Origin of the sequence: Gordonia sp. NPDC062954, from assembly GCF_044543825.1 — a bacterium.
Taxonomy (GTDB): Bacteria; Actinomycetota; Actinomycetes; order Mycobacteriales; family Mycobacteriaceae; genus Gordonia; species Gordonia tangerina.
In genome coordinates, this window is the sequence record NZ_JBITWL010000014.1 from 37,693 (window position 1) to 54,413 (window position 16,721).

Consider the following 16,721-nt stretch of genomic DNA (forward strand, 5'->3'; position numbering starts at 1 on the left):
GATCGATGATCGAATTCCGTGGTGTCGGCCACGCCTACGAGGGCCGGGTCGTGCTCGACGACATCGATCTCACCCTGAGCGAGCGGCGGATCGGGATCATCGGCGCCAACGGCAGCGGCAAGTCGACCCTGGCGCGAATGATCAACGCGCTGGTGGTCCCCGACCGCGGTTCGGTGACGGTCAACGGGATCGACGCTGCCCGGGACAAACGTCGGGTCCGCAAAGAGGTCGGGTTCATCTTCAGCGATCCCGATCGACAGATCATCATGCCGACCGTCATCGAGGACATCGAGCTCTCCCTCACCCGTACCGTCCGCGACCGCGCTGAGCGGTCGTCGCGCGCCGCGGCGGTGCTCGCGCAGTTCGGGCTGGCCGATCACGCCGACCACCCCGCACACCGGCTCTCGGGTGGCCAAAAACAGCTACTCGCGCTGGCCTCGGTGCTCGCGACCGGGCCATCGGTGCTGGTCGCCGACGAACCGACCACGCTGCTGGATCTCCGCAACAGCGCGATGCTGCGCACGGTGTTCACGACGCTGGACGAACAACTGGTGGTGCTCACACACGATCTGGACATGGTCGCCGACTACGACCGGGTCATCGTGCTCGACGAGGGCCGCGTCGTCGCCGACGACGAGCCCGCCGCGGCGGTCACCGCTTACCGTCGGCTGATGACATGACGACCCTCGGTGTCTATCGGCCGGGTCATTCACCACTGCATCGGCTTCCTGCAGGGCTCAAACTGCTCGGGCTGGGTGCGGCGATCCTCGCCGTCAGCATCACCGTACGGACGCCGGCCGCGGTCGGGTTCCTCGCGCTCGGGGTGGTCGGCGTGTTCGCTCTCGGCGGCATCCGGCCGCGTGAGGCGTGGCGCCAGATGCGCCCGGTCGTCTGGGTGGTGGTGTTCGTCTTCGTCTTCCAGGTGATCTTCACCGATTGGCAACGTGCCCTGGTCGTCTGCGCCGTTCTCGCGGCATCGGTGGCGATGGCCGCCGCGGTCACCCTCACCACCAGGACCTCGGCGATTCTCGACGCCGTCGTCACCGCGCTTCGGCCGCTGGCCGGGCGAGGAGTGCGGGTCGATCACATCGCGCTGGCGCTGGCTCTGGCCATCAGGTCCATCCCGCTCATGGTCGAGGTGGTGGCGCAGGTCGACGAGGCCCGCAAGGCGCGCGGGTTGCGTCCCGGCGCACGGATTCTCGTCGCGCCGGTGGTCATCGCGGCGCTACGTACCGCCGACGGGTTCGCCGACACGCTGATCGCCCGCGGCCTCGACTGACCCGCCGACCGTACCCGCGCCGAGCCGCTCGCCTCCCGCGCTACCGCACCCGGAGCCAACCGCGCACCTGCCAGGTATCCGCGCACGTCGCGACATGCGCGCAAACGTGACGGGTGCGCGGGGTCGCCGGGGTCGCAGAGTGCTGCTCACACGTGGACGCTCAGGCCCACCTTCTGGAATTCCTTGAGATCGCTGTAGCCGGCTTTGGCCATCGAACGACGCAGGGCGCCGACGAGATTGAGTTCGCCGTACGGGTCCTGCGACGGCCCGTTCAGCACACATTCCAGGCTGGGCCGGTCCTCGTCGGTCGCGACCTGCAACAGAGCACCGCGTGGGGTGTCGGGGTGGGCGGCGGCCGACGGCCAGTACCACCCGCGCCCGGGCGCCTCGGCGGCGGCGGCCAGCGGTGTACCGAGAACTGCCGCGTCGGCACCACAGGCGATGGCCTTGGCGAGGTCACCGGAGGTGTGGATGTCACCGTCGGCGATCACGTGCACATACCGGCCGCCGGTCTCGTCGAGGTACTCGCGCCGGGCCGCGGCCGCGTCGGCGATCGCCGTCGCCGTCGGCACCCCGATGCCGAGTACCTCGCCGGTCGTGGTGGCACCCTCGGCAGAGCCGTACCCGACGATGACGCCGGCCGCACCCGTGCGCATCAGATGCAGGGCGGTCCGGTGATCGTGTACGCCACCGGCGATAACCGGGATGTCGAGTTCGGCGATGAAGGTCTTCAGGTTCAACGGCTCGCGAACCGGGCCGTCGTTCGGATCCGCCTGGGCCACATGCTCGGCAGAGATGATGGTGCCATGCACGACGAGGATCTCCACACCCGCCTGCAACAGCGCCGGCGTCAGTTCGGGCGCATGCTGGGGACTCACGCGGACGGCTGTGGTGACACCCGCGTCGCGCACCGTGGCGACCGCCGCACCGAGTAGGTCGGGGTCGAGCGGTGCGGCATGCAGTTGCTGCAGCAGCCGGATCGCGGCCAACGGATCGGCGTTGTCGGTGGCCACCGCGGCCAATTCCTCGAGTTTGGCGTCCACGTCGCGGTGTCGGGCCCACAGCCCTTCACCGTTGATCACCCCGAGAGCGCCGAGGCGGCCCAGTTCGACCGCCGCCGACGGCGACACCAAGGCGTCGGTGGGATGACTCAGGATCGGTGACTCGAAGCGGTAGGCATCGATCTGCCAGGCGGTCGACACATCCTTGGACGACCGGGTCCGTCGCGACGGGACGATACTGATGTCATCGAGTTCGAACGTCCGTCGGGCCGTCCGCCCCATGCCGATGTCGACGAGGTCACGCACCGTTGCGCCTTTCTGCTACACGTTTGAGGTCGCGGTTGTGCCCCGGATCACACCGGGGCAAACGCGCGTCAGCGGGAATAGTAGTTGGGCGCTTCGGTGGTCAGTGTGATGTCGTGCGGGTGCGATTCCTTCAAACCGGCCGCGGTGATCTGGACGAAGCGGGCGTCGTGCAGATCGGTGATGCTCGACGACCCGGTGTAGCCCATCGCCGCGCGCAGGCCGCCGACGAGCTGATGGATCACCTGGCCGAGGGGCCCGCGGAAGGGGACCCGGCCCTCGATGCCTTCGGGCACCAGCTTCTCCTCGGCGAGCACGTCGTCCTGGAAGTACCGGTCCTTGGAGTACGACTTGCCCTGACCGCGCCCCTGCATCGCACCGAGCGAGCCCATCCCCCGGTAACTCTTGAACTGCTTGCCGTTGACCAGGATCAACTCGCCGGGTGCCTCTGCGGTGCCCGCCAGCAGCGAGCCGAGCATGGCGGTCGACGCACCGGCGGCGAGCGCCTTGGCGATGTCGCCCGAGTACTGCAGACCGCCATCGGCGATGACCGGCACGTCATGCTGCTTGCAGACGGCTACCGCTTCCAGGATCGCGGTGATCTGTGGTGCCCCGACGCCCGCGACGACCCGGGTGGTGCAGATCGACCCCGGTCCCACGCCCACCTTGACGGCGTCGGCGCCGGCCTCGACGAGCGCGAGGGCCGCCTCACGGGTTGCGACATTGCCGCCGACGACCTGCACCCGGTCGCCCACCTCGGCCTTGAGCTTGGCCACCATGTCAAGGACGAGGCGGTTGTGCGCGTGCGCGGTGTCCACGATGATCACGTCGGCGCCTGCATCGGCCAGCGCCATCGCTCGATCCCATTGCGGGTCACCGGTTCCCACAGCAGCACCGACCAGCAGACGGCCGTCGGCATCCTTGGTCGCCAACGGGTGTTGTTCGGTCTTTACGAAGTCTTTGACGGTGATCAGGCCGGTAAGTTTGCCGTTGCCGTCGACGATGGGCAGCTTCTCCACCTTGTTGCGACGCAGCAAACCGAGGGCGGCCTCCGCGGAGACCCCTTCCTGTGCGGTGATCAGCGGAGCCTTGGTCATCACCTCGGACACCGGGCGCGACTGGTCGACCTCGAAACGCATGTCACGGTTGGTGATGATGCCGACGAGTTCACCCGAACCGTCGACCACCGGGAGACCGGAGATCCGGTACCGCGCACACATCGCGTCGACCTCGGCGAGGGTGTGGGTCGGCGAGCACGTCACCGGGTCGGTGACCATGCCGGCCTCCGAGCGCTTCACGGTCTCCACCTGCCCTGCCTGATCCTCGATCGACAGATTGCGGTGCAGCACACCCATGCCACCCGCGCGCGCCATCGCGATGGCCATCCGCGCCTCGGTAACGGTGTCCATCGCCGAACTCACGAGCGGGACCTTGAGGGTGATGTCCTTGGTCACCCGCGACGAGGTGTCCACGTCGCTGGGAATGACGTCGGACGCCGAGGGCAGCAACAAGACGTCGTCGAAGGTGAGGCCGAGCATCGCGACCTTGCCGGGGTCGTCTCCACCGGTGCGCACTGCAGTCATTGCACCATGGTATCGGCACCATGGGCGTGTCCGGGCTCACCCTGCGTCGAGCCTTTCCACGTCATCGCCCACCGGGGTCGATCGACCTGTGGACGCCTTGCTCCACCGGGGTCCGATCATCGGTTACCGTGGTGTTGTGCGTGACCATCTTCCACCCGGACTGCCGCCAGATCCGTTCGCCGACGACCCCAGCGACCCGGCGTCGGCTCTCGACTCGGTGGAACCCGGCGTCCCGCTCGACGAGAACGAGCGCGTCGCCGTCGAGGAGGATCTCGCCGATCTGGCGGTCTACGAAGCGCTGTTGGCCCATCGTGGGGTCCGCGGCCTGGTCGTCGTGTGCGAGGACTGCCACGAGGATCACTATCACGATTGGGACATGCTGCGTGCCAACCTGCTGCAGCTGCTCATCGACGGCACCGTTCGGCCTCACGAACCGGCCGTCGATCCGCGCCCCGAGGCCTACGTCACCTGGGACTACTGCCGCGGCTACGCCGATGCGCGCGGACACATGGACGACGAGCGCTGAGAATTCCCCTCGCGCCACGTTGAGTGGCGTCCGTGCGCTATTTCAGCGTTTCATCGGGTCGCTTCGGCATCCATCCTGAGTAGGGCCCTTCGTGACGGGCCTCCGCACGCTCCGGCCCTCCTCAGAGATCAGGGGCAACCGGCCTCCGCGCCACTCACCACAAGAAGAACGTCGTGGTGGTGGTCGTCGTGGTGGTGACCGGCCGACTGGGCTGTCCGGTCTCATCGCCCGGCGCAGCAGTCGGCGTGGGAGTCGTGGTGGAGGTCGGCGGCTGCTCGGGCTTGGTGGTGTCGGGTTGACCGGTCGGGCTGTCCGGCGCCGACGTCGCCGGCGGATTCCCCGAACTGGGCAGGGTGACGGTCACCGAACCACTGCTCTGACGATCGAGGTCACGCGGCGGTGTGCTCGGCCCGGGCGCACCACCCACACTGCTCGATCCGCCGGGCACGGCAGCAGACGAGGCAGACGATGCGGACTTGGCCGAATCGGTGTCGGCGCGCAGTCGCTGCATCCACTCGTTCATGCGGTTACGGGTGGCATCGTCGCGCACCGGCCCCATCTGCTGCTGCGCCTTGGCGATCAACGCAGCAGCCTGATCGGCGTCGCCGGCTGCCATCGCGGCCTCGGCCTTCTCCAGGTCGGACTGGATGTCCATCGCCGCCTGGGTTTCACTGGCAGCTTCGGCGAAGACCACCTTCTTGACACCCCACAGCGGGTCGCCGGGAGACGATCCCTCTGCCAACACGGTGAGGCCCGCGCAGGCGATGACCACAACCGCAGCCACGCCGGAGGCCACCCGCAGGTGCCGGATGACCCCGCGCCCGCGTTCTGCGCGCTGGGACGCCGCGATCGCGGACTCGACCTCGTCGACGGTGGGCAACTCGGGCAGCGGCGCGGCGACAGCCTCGTGACGCCAGCCCGACAACAGTTCGGCCAGTTCGTATTCGGCCTGATCCCGGGTCGGCACGGGTCGATCGTGAGACAACGACTCGATGAAATGGTCGTCCGCGTGAACCGAGGTCATGTCGATGGGATCGTTCACATCCCATCGCTGATCGGCAGGCTCATGCTCGTCGTTCATCGACCTCACCTGCCTTCCTCAGTTCGGTCCGTAGTTTTGCCAGCGCGCGGTGTTGGGCGACCCGCACCGCGCCGGGCGTACTGTCGATCGCGTCCGCGGTCTCCTCGGCCGACAATCCCACCACCAGCCGCAGCACGAGCACCTCGCGTTGCTTGTCCGGCAGGATCTCCAGCAGCGACCGCATCCTGCGGCTGCCGTCGGAATCCAGCGCCATCTGCTCGGGCCCACCGACGAACGACACGGTCTCGGGGAGCGTCTCGACCGGATCGGACTTGACCCGACCGGCCACTCGCATGGCATCGGCAACCTTGTGCGCGGCAATGCCGTACACAAAAGCCATGAACGGCCTGCCCTGGTCTTGGTACCGGGGCAGCGCGGTCATCACTGCCATCAACGCCTCCTGCGCGATATCGTCGGCGGAGAACAGGTGGCGTTCTCCGACTCCAATCCGCCCTCGGCAGTAACGCAGGATCGGATCCTGCACACTTTCGAGAACCGACGTGAGCGCTGTTCGATCGCCCTGCCCTGCGGCGCGGACGGCCTCGTCCAGCTCAACACCCGTCAGTTTCATCGTCAGTTGAGATCCCCGTGTTACATGGTCGTGGTGTTGCTCGTGTGCTGTGTACCCACGTCACCTTAGCGATTGCCACCGAGTACCGAGTCACCCACCGGCGGTCCTCTCATCTGCAAACGGCACTCCTCGACCCACCAGTAACCCCCGAACCCGGGTGAGGTCTCCGGCCACGTCCTCATCGGCGGGATCCAGACCGTGTCGCAGCGCCAACGACGCCCATTCCAACGGCACGAGCCCACCGGCCCGCGCGTCCGCGGTGACCTCGGCCGCACGTTGAGCGGCCATGAGCAGGTCGCCCGCCGCCGCGTGCGCTGCCGCAGCGATCAACTCGGTCTTGACCCGGTGCCGCAGGGGCGTGTCGGCGACCGTGCACAGTTCCCGGGCGTGTTGCGCGTGCTCGAGCGCCGACGCGGAGTCTGCCGAGTAGATCGCGACCTCGGCACTGACCCACTCGATGCGCAGCAGCGGCCGACGGCCGGCCAGCCATGCGGTGTCGGCCACGTCTGCGATGCCACGTGCCCGCGCCAACAGGCGTCGTGCTGCCGCGAGGTGCACCTGCCCCAGATGATCAGCGGCCAGACCGACGAGCGCATCGAGCACTGCGGCGCGATGCGTCTGTGTCTGTGTCCGGTTGCGCGGCTCTGGTGCGCCAGAAGATCCGACAAGCAGCAACGCGCGACCGTCGAGCGCGGCCGCGTTCCGATGTCGGCCCGCCTGCCGCAGAAGTGAGGCGCGCGTCGACAGTGCCAAGGACTCCAATGCCGGAGCCCCGCATCGCCGGCCGGCACGCTCAACCTCGTCGAGGATCGCGAATGCGCCGGCAGTGTGACCTATACCTCCCTGCTCAACCGCGGCAGACCACAACGCCCGGCCGTGCGCGCATTCCCCCATTTCACACCCTGTTTTTTGCGGTTCCGACATCGATTCAGAACGAGTGTAACCTGTTCTAGTTTGCATGAATTTAACCTGGTGTCACAAACATTAATTCGCCGCCCAGGTCACACAGAAATGAGCTCTGAGTTTCAATCGTGTTACTCGGCAGTTGTTCCGTCACCTGCTCGTCACGCGACACAGGGCCGCGCCAAGCACCCGCCAACACACCGAAAACAGCAGGTCAGTCGCACCAAAACGACGAATGTGCCGGGTCGGGCCGACCACACCGAATCGGTATGGTAGCCGCCGACGCATAGTCAACGCACAGTTAACATTTCTGGAAATTTCACCATCGTTGACCCCTTATTTGGCGGGATTGACTGCATTTCTGCGGCTTGCTTACTGTGTGTTTGCGCCGATCAATCGAGTGCCACTCGCAGACAAGGAGTCGCTGTCATGCCTCAGCCGAATCACCTCCCTGGCCCGAATGCCGACATCTGGGACTGGCAAATGCAGGGCCTGTGCCGCGGTGTGGACTCGTCGATGTTCTTTCACCCGGACGGCGAACGCGGCCGGGCGCGCGCCCAACGCGAGCGCCGCGCGAAAGAGATGTGCCATCAGTGCCCGGTGATCGCCCAGTGCCGCGAACACGCCCTCGCCGTTGCCGAACCCTACGGCATCTGGGGCGGGCTGTCGGAGTCCGAGCGCAGCATGCTGATGAAGCGCGGTGTGGGCCGCCGCATCGCGAGCTGACGACAGTTTTCAGACCTCTACGCCGATGGGGGCATCGATCGTGTGATCGATGCCCCCATCGGTGCGTCTCGGGCAGTGCGGTCGGGTTCGTCCGCCGCTGCCCGGTCTCACTTCATCAGTGCGCGTGACCGTGACCGTGCGCGTCGGCCGCGGCCTCTTCCGGCTGATCGGTGATGGCGGTCTCGGTGGTGAGCACCATGCGGGCCACCGAGGCTGCATTGACGACAGCCGACCGAGTCACCTTGACCGGGTCGATGATGCCGTCGGCGAGCAGATCGCCGTACTCCAGTGTCGCGGCGTTGAAGCCGATACCCGAGTCCGAATCGGTCACCCGGGTAGCGACGACCGAGCCGTCGACGCCGGCGTTCGATGCGATCCAGTAGAGCGGGGCCCGCGCTGCGTCGCGGACGACCTTCACGCCCAGGGCCTCCTCGTCGGACAGGTCGGCGGCCAGATCGTCGAGGACCTTCGCGGCCTGCAGGATGGCGGTACCGCCACCGGCAATGATGCCCTCCTCGACGGCTGCCTTCGCCGCGGCGACCGCGTCCTCGACGCGATGCTTACGCTCCTTGAGCGCAGTCTCGGTGGCGGCGCCCACTCGGATCACCGCGACACCGCCGGCGAGCTTCGCCAACCGCTCGGCGAGCTTCTCGCGGTCCCAATCGGAATCGCTGCGCTCGATCTCGCGGCGCAGCTGCTCGGAGCGCTGCGCGATCTCCTCGGATGTACCCGCACCCTCGACCAGCGTCGTGGTGTCCTTGGTCACCACCGCCCGGCGCACGGAGCCCAACAGTTCGACACCCGCGTCGGAGAGGCTGACGCCGATGTCCGAGGAGATGACGGTGCCGCCGGTGACCACGGCCAGATCCTCCAGGAACGCCTTGCGACGATCACCGAAGAACGGCGCCTTGACCGCGACCGCCTTGATGGTCTTGCGGATCGAGTTGACCACCAGGGTCGACAGCGGCTCGCCCTCGACGTCCTCGGCGATGATCAACAGAGACTTGCCGTCGCCGGCGACCTTTTCCAGCAGCGGCAGGAATTCCGGCAGCGAGCTGATCTTGTCGCGGTAGAGCAGCACGAGGGCGTCCTCGAGAACGGCTTCCTGGCTGTCGGCGTCGGTCACGAAGTAGGGCGACAGGTAGCCCTTGTCGAACTGGATACCTTCGGTCACGTCGAGGTCGGTCGACAGACCCGATCCTTCTTCGACGGTGACGACGCCGTCGGCGCCGACGCGCGTCATGGCCTTGGCGACCATCTCGCCGATCTCCTCGTCACGAGAAGACACGGTGGCGACCTGGGCGATGGCCTTCTCCCCATCGACGGGGGTGGACAGCCGGACCAGTTCGGCGCTGACCGCGTCGGCGGCCTTGCCGATGCCGGCTCCCAGCGCGATCGGATTGGCGCCTGCGGCCACGTTGCGCAGGCCTGCGGTCACCATTGCCTGGGCCAGCACCGTCGCGGTGGTGGTGCCGTCACCGGCGACATCGTTGGTCTTGGTGGCAACCGACTTCACCAGCTGGGCACCGAGGTTCTCGAACGGATCCTCGAGGTCCACGTCGCGGGCGATCGTGACACCGTCGTTGGTGACGTTGGGTCCACCGAAGGCCTTGGCCAGCACCACATGCCGACCACGCGGGCCGAGCGTCACCTTGACCGTGTCGGCCAGTTGGTTGATGCCGCGCTCGAGTGCGCGGCGCGCTACATCGTCGAATTCAATCTGTTTGGGCATGGATTTCTTTCTCGATCCGGGGAATCGCGGGAGAAATGGCTCCGCCCCGGCGCCCGACGAGGGCACCGGGGCGGGAGACTCACGAAGTGCTCGTGGGTCTTACTTGCCGATGACGGCCAGCACGTCGCGCGCCGAGAGGATCAGGTACTCCTCGCCGGCGTACTTGATCTCGGTGCCCCCGTACTTGCTGTAGATGACGGTGTCGCCTTCCTTGACGTCGACGGGGACGCGGTTACCCTGCTCGGTGACCCGGCCCTCGCCCACGGCGATGACGGTGCCTTCCTGCGGCTTCTCCTTGGCGGTGTCCGGGATGACCAGACCGGACGCGGTGGTCGTCTCTGCCTCCACGGCCTGCACCAGGATCTTGTCCTCAAGCGGCTTGATGTTCACGCTCGCCACGATGTGGTTCCTCAACTTTCGTACTGAGTTGTTGAACGATGAATCGAATTGCACGTTCATTGGCCCTGGGCCGAAACCCCGCCGTCGCGGGTGTACGAGGCTTCATCACAGTGCCACTAGCACTCTATACACGAGAGTGCCAGCACTCAAGGGCGGAGGCTGCGAAAGTCCGATCTGATCGCTCAGAGCTGACTGACCTGCACCGACATTCCCGGGTCTGTGGCCACGGTCAGTGGCGAGGGCTCTGCCCCACCACCGATCACGTGCGCTCCGAGGGTGGCGATCATGACGCCGTTGTCGGTGCATAGGCGCGGCTTGGGTACTCGCAAGGTGATCCCGGCGGCCGCGCAGCGCTCCTGGGCCAGCGACCGGATGCGCGAGTTGGCGGTGGCACCACCCCCGAGAACGAGGGTGTCGACATCGAGATCGGTGCACGCCCGCACCGCCTTCATCGTCAGCACGTCGGCGACCGCTTCCTGAAACGATGCGGCGACATCGGGAATCGACACCGCGGTGCCCTGCCGCTCACATTTCTCCACGTGGCGGGCGACAGCGGTCTTGAGGCCGCTGAACGAGAAGTCGTAGCGCGCATCACGGGGACCGGTCATCCCGCGGGGGAAGCCGACGGCGTGCGGGTCGCCGTGGGCCGCCGCCCGGTCCAGCGCCGGACCGCCGGGAAACCCGAGGTCGAGCAATCGCGCCACCTTGTCGAACGCCTCCCCCGCCGCGTCGTCGACGGTGGTGCCCAGCTCCGTGATGGGACGTGCCAGGTCGGTGACGTGCAACAGGTGGGTGTGTCCACCCGAGACGAGCAGCGCCACACACTCGGGCATCGGGCCGTGCTCGAGGGTGTCCACCGCCACATGGCCGCCGAGATGATTCATCGCATATAACGGGACGTCCCAGGCCAGCGCGTACGCCTTGGCCGCGGCCACCCCGACCAGCAACGCCCCGGCCAGCCCCGGGCCGATCGTGACCGCGATCGCGTCGGGCCGGTCGACACCAGCCGCCTCCCGGGCGCGCTGCATGGTCGGCACGATGGCCTCCAGATGTGCCCGGGACGCGATCTCGGGTACCACGCCACCAAAGCGCGCATGTTCGTCGACGCTGGATGCCACCTCGTCGGCAAGCAACCTCGCCGTACCGCGTCCACCGTCGCCCATGCCGTCGCGCGACCACTCGACGATGCCCACGCCGGTCTCGTCGCAGGAACTCTCGATACCCATCACGATCATTGCGCACCCCCGGTCTGCTGCAACGTGACTCCGCTCGCCGGGCGGATCATCGTGTACGCGTCGGCGCCGGACGGCTGATAGTAGTTGCGGCGCACGCCGGACCGGACAAAACCGGTGCCCTCGTACAGGGCGATCGCGGTGTCGTTGTCGGTACGCACCTCCAGGTAGACGGGCGCACCGCACTCGTCGGCCACCGCGAGCAGCGCTGCGAGCAACGCGCGCCCGTATCCGCGACCGCGATGGGTCGGCGCCACCGCGATGGTGTGGATCTCACACTCGAGATCCCCCGGCGACCCGAGCGTGGAGATGCCCGCGTAGCCGACGACCGGGCCACCGGGTTGTTCGCGCGCAGCGAAGTACCGGTTGTACGGCGCATTCAGCTCGGCACGGAAAGCAGTCGCCGGCCAGGGAGAGTCGTCGGCGAACATCAGCTTCTCCAACGCCGCGCAACGCGGGATGTCCGGGTGTTCGAGGGCGTCGACGATCAGTTCCGAGGTCGTCACCGGGCCAACTCCTGTCGCTGCGGGTCGGCGGGTCGGCGCCGCTTGGGTTCCACCGCGTCCGGTCGCCGCAGGTACAGGGGCACCAGCGCCGCCGGGGGCATGCTGCCCGACAAGTCGGCGCGTGCCACCGTCACCAGTCCGACCACCGACGGTACCGACGCCGCGCCGACCGGCCGATCGAACAGCCCCGCGTGGGTCGGTGAACCGACGACGACATCGATCGGCATGTCGGCGAGATCGGCAACGACCTCGCCGGGCGGCGCCACTGCGGGGCCAGCCGTCCGCCTGCCCTGATCGTAAGTAGCCCAATAGATCTCGCGGCGCCGCGCGTCGGTGACCACCAACAGCGACGACGCGGAGGTCTCCGACATCTGCGCTGCGGCGATCGCATCGAGTGAACACACCCCGTGCACCGGCACGCCCAACGCGTCGCCGAATGCCGCCCCGGTGGCCATCCCGACCCGCAGCCCGGTGAACGGCCCCGGACCGCAACCCACCACCACGGCGTCGAGTTGACTGCGGGCCACGCGGGCCTCGTCCAGGGTTTCGCCGACGAGGCTGGTGAGGATCTCGGCATGCCGCCGACCGTCGGTCACCTGCCGTTCGGCGAGCACCTCTCCGGTGGCGTCGGCTCCCCGAAGCGCCGCGACACCGGCGACGACTGCGTCGGTGGAGGTGTCGATCGCGAGTATGTACATCAGTGCTCCACCCATTCCCATGCCGCGCTACGCACCTCGGACTCCGGTTCGCGCCGCAGGCGCACCAGGAGGTGACGCTCGACCAGACGTTCGGCCACCCCCTCGCCCCACTCGACCACGATCACCGAATCCGCGAGATCGGTATCGAGATCAAGGGCGTCGAGTTCGTCGAGGCCGCCGAGCCGGTAGGCGTCGACGTGGATCAGGCCGGGCCGTCCCGGCAGCGCGGCCCGGTGTTCCCGGGCGATGATGAACGTGGGCGATGACACCCGTCCGATCACCCCCAGACCTGCCGCGATGCCCCTGGTCATCGCGGTCTTGCCGGCACCGAGTGGACCGTCCAGGATCACCAGATCGCCTGCCTGCAACTGCGCCGCGAGTTCACGGCCGAGTGCCTCGGTGTCGTCGACCTCGGGCAGTGTCCGTTCGCCTGCAGTGGCGGGTCGAGTCGATTCGCTCACCGCGCCAGCAGCTTTCGCCACCATCGGCGGTGTGGCTGGGGGGCGGCGGCCCGGGCCCGCTCCACCAGGTCGGCGATGGCCTCGGTCACTTCCTCCGGCCGCTCCATCGGCACCATGTGCCCGGCACCATCCACCACGACGAGGCGCGAATCGGGACCGAGCTCGGCGTACATGCGCACCGACCTCGGCAGCGGCGTGAGCCGATCCTGGTTGCCGCACACCACCACCGACGGAACATGCGCCAGAATCGGAAACGCCGTCGTCTCATCGTGGTCCTCCAGAGCGTGCAGGAAATCCACGAGCGTCTCGATCGGTGTGTTCTGGATCATCTTCTCGACTGCACGACCCGCGTTCGGGCTGTAGAAGTCGGTGCCGAAGCTCGCGGCGACCAGGACGGGTTCGAGCGCCTGCCGGGTGATTCCGCGACCGGCGCGGACCAGCGCGGGGACGTGACGCACCGACATGCGGAAGGCGCCGACGAGCGGATTGTGCAAGCCCTCCCCGAGTCCCGCCTCGGTGATGCCGCGCGCCGCGGTCGCGATGAGCGCCACCCCGGTGACGCGGCCGTCCGGCCCGAATAGTGCCGGGTCACGGCGAGCCAGGCCCATCACGGACATACCGCCCATCGAGTGTCCGACCAGCACGATGGGCCCGCGCGGGGCCACCGATCGGATCACCGCGGCGATGTCGTCGGCGAGCTGGGTGATCGTGCAGGTCTCCGACGGCGCCGGATCGCTACGCCCGTGTCCACGGTGATCGAAGAAGACCATGCGGACCGTCCGCTGCGACCACCATGCCTCCAGCGCATAGCGCTGGAAATGCCAACTCGCCATCCGCAGGCTGAAGCCGTGGACGAACACCACGGTGAGGTCGGGTTCGATCGAGGGGTCCTCGCGCCCCGGACCGGTGACGACGGTGCGCACGGCCAGCGATACGCCGTCGTCGGCGGTCACCGTGGTCGCGTCGTCGTCGTAGATCGTGGTGAAGTCCACGCCGGCAAATGGATCGACCCGCGCGGACCCACGTCGTCGTGCCGCGTTGCGAGCCACCCCACCGGCTGCGACCGCACCGATCGCCCCGACGCCGGTGACCCCGGCGAGCCAACCGAATCGCTCGGATCTACTCATCGACATCACCCACGTAGCGGCGCACGGCACGCGACCCGATACCGCTGACGATCTCGTAGTCGATGGTGCCGATGGCGTCGGCCCAGTCGCCGGCCGTCGGCCCGCCGGTCCGTCCGGTGCCGAACAGCTCGGCCAGGTCGCCCTCGCGCACCCCACCTCCGTCGGGTCCGAGGTCGATCACCAACTGGTCCATGCAGACTCGTCCGATGCCGGGGAAGAGCCGCCCGTTGATCGCGACCTGGAAGCGACCGGACAGCAGGCGGGGCACGCCGTCGGCATATCCGGCAGGTAGCACCGCGATCATCGTGTCGTGTTGCGCCACGAATGTGTGTCCGTAGGAAACACCTTGTCCGGCAGCGAGTTTCTTGACCAGCGCCACTTGAGCCGTCAGCGTCATCGCCGGCACGAGCCCGAAGTCACCGCGTTCGGGGATCGGGCTACGGCCGTAGAGGGCGATGCCCGGACGCACCAGATCCCGCGCGAGGTCCGGACGGGTCAGCGCCGCAGGAGAATTCGCGATATGGGCGACCTCGGGACCGGCGCCGAGCCGGCGCAGGTCGGCGGCTGCGTCGTCGAGTCGTCGTGCCTGCTCGGAATTGAGCGGATGTTCGGGTTCGTCGCCACGCGCGAGATGGCACATGATCGCACGCACCGCGACGGCCCCGGCGGCACGAGCTTTGCCGAGGACCTCACTGAAGTCCGGCCATTCATCGGCCGCCACCCCGCTGCGGTTGAGTCCGGTGTCGACCTTGACCGTGACGGTGGCCGGTTGCGACAGTCGTTCGGCTGCCGCCACCACCGAGTCCAGTTGACGCGTCGAGGACACCGCGATGTCGATGTCGTGTTCGATGGCGGATGCGAAATCGGCGTCGGGTGCGTGTAGCCATGCGGTGAGGTGGGCGTCGACACCGGCGCGGCGCAGCGCGAGCGCTTCGGTGATGTGGGCCACCCCGAGTTCGGCGGCGCCGGCGGCCAGCGCGGCCCGGGCGACGGGTACCGCCCCGTGTCCATAGGCGTCGGCTTTCACCACTGCCAGCACATCGGCGCCCGCGGCGGTACGCAGGACGTCGACGTTGTGGGCGATCGCGTCGAGATCGATGGTCGCGGTCAGGGCATGAGTGGTCATCGCGACCATTGTCCCAGACCGGCGCGCACATCCCTGATCGCGTCGCGGACCTCGGCCAGGAGGTCGGCGGCGCCGATCGGGGCTCCCCGGGCTGCCCGCGCGGCCGCCCGCGCATGCACCCGGGCCGCCGCGGCGCCCGCCGACTGCGGCGACAGGCCCGCCGCGAGCAACCCGCCGGCGATGCCGGTGAGCACGTCGCCGGCGCCGGCTGTCGCCGCCCACGACGATCCGGCGTCGTTGCCCAGGACCGTGCCGGTGGGATCGGCCACCAACGTGATTCGGCCCTTGAGCAACACGGTCACCCGCCAGTCCCGGGCGAGGCCACGAACCGCACCGAGTCGGTCGGAACCGACGTCGGCGCCGGTCAACCGGGCGAACTCACCGGCGTGTGGGGTCAACAGGGTCGGCGCGGCGCGGTCGGCCACCAGTTCGGGGTGAGCGGCGAGGAGGGTGAGGCCGTCGGCGTCGACGAGGACCGGTAGATCGGTGGCCAGGATCTCACCCAACAGCGCCAGCGCGTCGTCGTCGGTACCCATCCCGGGCCCGACCGCCCACGCCTGCACGCGTCCGGCGTCGGCATAGCGCGCCACGGCGACCACCTCGGGGTGGTGGGAGACCACGTCCGCAGCGGCCGAACCGACGAATCGGGTCATCCCTGAGGTCGCGGTCACCGCGGCGCCGGAGGCGAGGATCGCCGCCCCCGGGTAGCGGGCCGACCCCGCGATCACCCCGACCACACCCTGGCTGTACTTGTCGTCGGACGGGCCGGGTACCGGCCACATCCGACCGACGTCGGCATCGGTCAGCTCCCACAGCGTGTCCGCCTCGTCGGCACCCGAGGTGTCGATCCCGATGTCGACGAGTCGCACCCGACCGCACTGTGGGCCGGCCAGCAGATGCGCGAGACGCCGCACACCGAACGTCACGGTGATGTCGGCGCGCACGGCCGGGTCGTGTACCTGTCCGGTGTCTGCGTCGACGCCGGACGGCAGGTCGACAGCGACGACGATGGGTCCGCCCTGGTCGGCAGGCACCAGCGCGGCAAACACGGCAGCGGCCGCCGGACGCAGCGGACCCCGACCTCCGATGCCGACGACCCCGTCGAGCACCACGTCGAGTCCGGCGGGCAACTCGGCCACGACGCGACCGCCCGAGGCCCGGAATGCGGTGAGCCCCGCCGGGTGCGCCCGCTGCGGCGCGAGGAGCACCGCAACACACCGCACGCCGCGGCGGGCGAGCGCCGCGGCGGCATACAACGCGTCCCCGCCGTTGTCGCCGGCGCCCACGACGAGGCCGACATGACGGCCGTAGCAGCCGCCGGTGCGGCGCAACTCCTCGATCACCGTGGCTGCAACGCCCCCGGATGCGCGGCGCATCAAGGTTCCGTTCGCCAGCAGATCACCGGCCGCGTGTTCGGCGGTGCGGACGGCGTCGGCGGTGAGGTGGCGGATCGGCATCGGTGCTGCT

At 68.4% G+C, this 16,721-nt stretch carries 18 protein-coding genes; 4 read left to right on the forward strand and 14 right to left on the reverse strand.

What is annotated here, in order from left to right:
• The first annotated feature begins 5 nt into the window (after positions 1–5).
• A complete protein-coding gene (locus tag ACIGKQ_RS14550; protein ID WP_396574202.1) occupies positions 6–680 on the forward strand; it encodes an energy-coupling factor ABC transporter ATP-binding protein in 675 nt (224 codons plus the stop codon).
• Positions 677–1,279: an energy-coupling factor transporter transmembrane component T family protein gene (locus ACIGKQ_RS14555; protein ID WP_396574204.1), complete on the forward strand. Its 603-nt coding sequence runs from the start codon at positions 677–679 to the stop codon at positions 1,277–1,279. The genes ACIGKQ_RS14550 and ACIGKQ_RS14555 overlap by 4 nt, the downstream gene beginning before the upstream one ends.
• Before the next feature lie 146 nt (positions 1,280–1,425).
• Here ACIGKQ_RS14555 and ACIGKQ_RS14560 read toward each other — a convergent pair whose 3' ends face one another.
• Positions 1,426–2,586, reverse strand: coding sequence for a GuaB3 family IMP dehydrogenase-related protein (locus ACIGKQ_RS14560; RefSeq protein ID WP_396574206.1), 1,161 nt, complete (start codon positions 2,584–2,586; stop codon positions 1,426–1,428).
• Positions 2,587–2,654: 68 nt separating this feature from the next.
• Positions 2,655–4,166, reverse strand: a complete 1,512-nt coding sequence (gene guaB, locus ACIGKQ_RS14565) for an IMP dehydrogenase (protein ID WP_235723706.1) — start codon at positions 4,164–4,166, stop codon at positions 2,655–2,657.
• 136 nt (positions 4,167–4,302) lie between these two features.
• Between guaB and ACIGKQ_RS14570 the strand changes: the two genes are divergently transcribed.
• Positions 4,303–4,692, forward strand: a complete 390-nt coding sequence (locus tag ACIGKQ_RS14570) for a DUF5319 domain-containing protein (protein WP_235723705.1) — start codon at positions 4,303–4,305, stop codon at positions 4,690–4,692.
• 154 nt (positions 4,693–4,846) lie between these two features.
• On the opposite strand, the gene ACIGKQ_RS14575 is transcribed toward ACIGKQ_RS14570, so the two are convergent.
• The 3 genes from ACIGKQ_RS14575 to ACIGKQ_RS14585 form a co-directional block, all read right to left on the reverse strand.
• On the reverse strand, positions 4,847–5,773 hold the full coding sequence (locus tag ACIGKQ_RS14575) for an anti-sigma-D factor RsdA (RefSeq protein ID WP_235723704.1): 927 nt from the start codon (positions 5,771–5,773) through the stop codon (positions 4,847–4,849).
• Positions 5,757–6,344 (reverse strand): RNA polymerase sigma factor ShbA, encoded by a 588-nt coding sequence (gene shbA, locus ACIGKQ_RS14580; RefSeq protein ID WP_235723703.1) that lies wholly within the window; start codon positions 6,342–6,344, stop codon positions 5,757–5,759. Before shbA ends, ACIGKQ_RS14575 begins: the two co-directional genes overlap by 17 nt.
• A gap of 90 nt (positions 6,345–6,434) precedes the next feature.
• Complete coding sequence (locus ACIGKQ_RS14585; protein WP_396574209.1) at positions 6,435–7,097, reverse strand: hypothetical protein; 663 nt, start codon at positions 7,095–7,097, stop codon at positions 6,435–6,437.
• Between the two features lie 579 nt (positions 7,098–7,676).
• Between ACIGKQ_RS14585 and ACIGKQ_RS14590 the strand changes: the two genes are divergently transcribed.
• Complete coding sequence (locus ACIGKQ_RS14590; protein WP_129911804.1) at positions 7,677–7,973, forward strand: WhiB family transcriptional regulator; 297 nt, start codon at positions 7,677–7,679, stop codon at positions 7,971–7,973.
• Positions 7,974–8,088: 115 nt separating this feature from the next.
• Here ACIGKQ_RS14590 and groL read toward each other — a convergent pair whose 3' ends face one another.
• The 9 genes from groL to ACIGKQ_RS14635 all read right to left on the reverse strand — a co-directional run bounded on the left by groL (position 8,089) and on the right by ACIGKQ_RS14635 (position 16,711).
• On the reverse strand, positions 8,089–9,705 hold the full coding sequence (gene groL / locus ACIGKQ_RS14595) for a chaperonin GroEL (protein WP_235723701.1): 1,617 nt from the start codon (positions 9,703–9,705) through the stop codon (positions 8,089–8,091).
• A 99-nt stretch (positions 9,706–9,804) separates the two neighbouring features.
• Positions 9,805–10,104 carry a co-chaperone GroES gene (groES, locus tag ACIGKQ_RS14600; RefSeq protein WP_006334733.1) on the reverse strand — a complete coding sequence of 100 codons (300 nt, stop codon included), beginning with the start codon at positions 10,102–10,104 and terminating at the stop codon, positions 9,805–9,807.
• Positions 10,105–10,286: 182 nt separating this feature from the next.
• Positions 10,287–11,339, reverse strand: a complete 1,053-nt coding sequence (gene tsaD / locus ACIGKQ_RS14605) for a tRNA (adenosine(37)-N6)-threonylcarbamoyltransferase complex transferase subunit TsaD (RefSeq protein WP_396574212.1) — start codon at positions 11,337–11,339, stop codon at positions 10,287–10,289.
• Positions 11,336–11,842 (reverse strand): ribosomal protein S18-alanine N-acetyltransferase, encoded by a 507-nt coding sequence (rimI, locus tag ACIGKQ_RS14610; RefSeq protein ID WP_396574214.1) that lies wholly within the window; start codon positions 11,840–11,842, stop codon positions 11,336–11,338. Before rimI ends, tsaD begins: the two co-directional genes overlap by 4 nt.
• Positions 11,839–12,561, reverse strand: coding sequence for a tRNA (adenosine(37)-N6)-threonylcarbamoyltransferase complex dimerization subunit type 1 TsaB (tsaB, locus tag ACIGKQ_RS14615; protein ID WP_396574215.1), 723 nt, complete (start codon positions 12,559–12,561; stop codon positions 11,839–11,841). Before tsaB ends, rimI begins: the two co-directional genes overlap by 4 nt.
• Positions 12,540–13,001: a tRNA (adenosine(37)-N6)-threonylcarbamoyltransferase complex ATPase subunit type 1 TsaE gene (tsaE, locus tag ACIGKQ_RS14620; RefSeq protein WP_396574217.1), complete on the reverse strand. Its 462-nt coding sequence runs from the start codon at positions 12,999–13,001 to the stop codon at positions 12,540–12,542. The genes tsaB and tsaE overlap by 22 nt, the downstream gene beginning before the upstream one ends.
• Positions 12,998–14,128, reverse strand: coding sequence for an alpha/beta fold hydrolase (locus tag ACIGKQ_RS14625; protein WP_396574219.1), 1,131 nt, complete (start codon positions 14,126–14,128; stop codon positions 12,998–13,000). The genes tsaE and ACIGKQ_RS14625 overlap by 4 nt, the downstream gene beginning before the upstream one ends.
• Complete coding sequence (gene alr, locus ACIGKQ_RS14630; RefSeq protein ID WP_396574221.1) at positions 14,121–15,254, reverse strand: alanine racemase; 1,134 nt, start codon at positions 15,252–15,254, stop codon at positions 14,121–14,123. Before alr ends, ACIGKQ_RS14625 begins: the two co-directional genes overlap by 8 nt.
• Positions 15,251–16,711, reverse strand: a complete 1,461-nt coding sequence (locus tag ACIGKQ_RS14635; RefSeq protein ID WP_396574223.1) for an NAD(P)H-hydrate dehydratase — start codon at positions 16,709–16,711, stop codon at positions 15,251–15,253. Before ACIGKQ_RS14635 ends, alr begins: the two co-directional genes overlap by 4 nt.
• Between the last annotated feature and the right edge of the window lie 10 nt (positions 16,712–16,721).

Coding starts and splice junctions, on each gene's coding strand:
- tsaD (WP_396574212.1), bottom strand. CDS start 11,339: ATGATCGTGATGGGTATCGAGAGTTCCTGCGACGAGACCGGCGTGGGC.
- tsaB (WP_396574215.1), bottom strand. CDS start 12,561: ATGGGAATGGGTGGAGCACTGATGTACATACTCGCGATCGACACCTCC.
- ACIGKQ_RS14625 (WP_396574219.1), bottom strand. CDS start 14,128: ATGAGTAGATCCGAGCGATTCGGTTGGCTCGCCGGGGTCACCGGCGTC.
- ACIGKQ_RS14555 (WP_396574204.1), top strand. CDS start 677: ATGACGACCCTCGGTGTCTATCGGCCGGGTCATTCACCACTGCATCGG.
- ACIGKQ_RS14550 (WP_396574202.1), top strand. CDS start 6: ATGATCGAATTCCGTGGTGTCGGCCACGCCTACGAGGGCCGGGTCGTG.
- ACIGKQ_RS14575 (WP_235723704.1), bottom strand. CDS start 5,773: ATGAACGACGAGCATGAGCCTGCCGATCAGCGATGGGATGTGAACGAT.
- ACIGKQ_RS14635 (WP_396574223.1), bottom strand. CDS start 16,711: ATGCCGATCCGCCACCTCACCGCCGACGCCGTCCGCACCGCCGAACAC.
- guaB (WP_235723706.1), bottom strand. CDS start 4,166: ATGACTGCAGTGCGCACCGGTGGAGACGACCCCGGCAAGGTCGCGATG.
- groL (WP_235723701.1), bottom strand. CDS start 9,705: ATGCCCAAACAGATTGAATTCGACGATGTAGCGCGCCGCGCACTCGAG.
- ACIGKQ_RS14590 (WP_129911804.1), top strand. CDS start 7,677: ATGCCTCAGCCGAATCACCTCCCTGGCCCGAATGCCGACATCTGGGAC.
- alr (WP_396574221.1), bottom strand. CDS start 15,254: ATGACCACTCATGCCCTGACCGCGACCATCGATCTCGACGCGATCGCC.
- shbA (WP_235723703.1), bottom strand. CDS start 6,344: ATGAAACTGACGGGTGTTGAGCTGGACGAGGCCGTCCGCGCCGCAGGG.